This window comes from Campylobacter majalis (genome assembly GCF_905120465.1).
GTDB lineage: Bacteria > Campylobacterota > Campylobacteria > Campylobacterales > Campylobacteraceae > Campylobacter_A > Campylobacter_A majalis.
Genome location: NZ_CAJHOF010000045.1, coordinates 1 through 1,576, shown reverse-complemented (window position 1 = coordinate 1,576; position 1,576 = coordinate 1). Strand labels below are relative to the sequence as shown.

Below are 1,576 nucleotides of genomic sequence, written 5' to 3'. Positions count from 1 at the left end.
AGAGGGTAGAAAGCAGATAGAAGATGAATATAATAAAGCCACAGCTATTACAAAGGCACTATCTACCATAATTCAAACAGGAGAGCTAAACTTTAACCAAGAGGTAGGAGAAAATTATAAAGTATATGAAACAAATAAGGTTTTAGGTGAAAATTTAGTCAATATCTTACAAAACAATAATATCTCAATCAATGAAAAAGAGAGCCACCTAATAGAATTTACAAAAACTCTAGCAAATTCAAACGGCTATGATTTAGGCGATTTAAAGATTAAATTTATAGATGATGCTAATGCAATTGGTGCAAATAGTGAAAACTTCAAAGGAAATTTCAATGCACAAACAAATACAATTACTCTAAATTTAGCGAACCTATCAAATTTAAATGATTTTAGTATCACACTAGGTCATGAGCTAAAACATGCAGTTGATTATTCTAAAAACAATTTTAAACCACAAGATAAAGACCAAAACAAATATGCAAACATAAAAGGTGAGAATTTTGCAGACTATTTAGACAAATCTTTGCATTTACAAGATGTAAATGTTGATTTATTAAATTCCAATGTTAAGTTCGATTATAAAAATATTGATAATATAAATATGTTAGCCAATAATAAAATGGAATTTAATTTGCAAGATAAGAGCGAAAGTGACAATAACAAATATTTACATATGCTTGGTATAACAATTGCAACTACTGCAAAATATATTAAAAATGCCATTACCAAAGATAGTAAAAATAAAAAAAATGTGGCAGAAAATAAAGTTCCTGATAGACCAATTGAAAAAGTAGATAAAACTCAGAAAGTTAAGAAATTAGATAATAAGCTAAATCATATTTTTAACAAAAAAGAACATAAATTGGATGATTTTTTAAATAAATTTCAAAATAATCAACAAGCTTATAATGCAACAATAAAAGAACTTGAAAAAGATATGGCAAATGGTAAATTGCCAAATAATTTTACTAGTGGTCATAAAGTTAATATTAAAGGTTATGAAATTACTGTGCGAGGAGTTATAAAAGATGGAAAACCAGAAATCGGAACAATGTTTATACCTTGATGATTTTACAATTATTATAAATTTTGAAGCTAGGATTGTTAAATTAATAAGTGACAATTTGGACGATGATATCCTTTTTAGACAATTTGAAAATTCGAAAATTGTAAAAAAAGAAGCCTCGACTATTGGATATTATTGCTATTTTGACCATAAAACAACATTGGAAAAAAGTAAAAATAATGGTTTTATTGGTAATGTAAATTTAATATACGCAGATAAAATTATTGGCGGCGCAATGGTATTTTTGGAAAATGGACTTTTAAAAATGCTAGAGTGCTATTTGTGGGAAGAAAATAGTTTTTTTGAAAATATGGTAAATATAAAATGAAAATTTATTAATCGATTATGTGATATTTAGCGACCAAAAAATATCTTTGGAATAAATTTGAAAACAAAGATATGAATGGAGCAAATTTTGGTATTACGACTGTCCTACAATTCGCTGGGTAGATAAAGAAACAGGACAGATTTACTAATAAAAGAATTTAAATACAAATTTTTATAAAAGGA

The 1,576-nt window shown here is 26.2% G+C and carries 2 protein-coding genes; both read left to right on the top strand.

Translation table 11 applies throughout. From position 1 onward, the window contains the following. A partial coding sequence (locus LQU93_RS09835; RefSeq protein ID WP_229933709.1) for a hypothetical protein occupies positions 1-1,066 on the top strand: 1,066 nt, incomplete at its 5' end. After that, positions 1,029-1,394: a hypothetical protein gene (locus LQU93_RS09830; protein ID WP_229933708.1), complete on the top strand. Its 366-nt coding sequence runs from the start codon at positions 1,029-1,031 to the stop codon at positions 1,392-1,394. The genes LQU93_RS09835 and LQU93_RS09830, both read left to right, overlap by 38 nt. The last annotated feature ends 182 nt before the right edge of the window (positions 1,395-1,576 follow it).

Bases quoted from the DNA above. Each gene is read 5' to 3' on its own strand.
- LQU93_RS09830 (WP_229933708.1), top strand. From the start codon at position 1,029: ATGGAAAACCAGAAATCGGAACAATGTTTATACCTTGATGATTTTACA.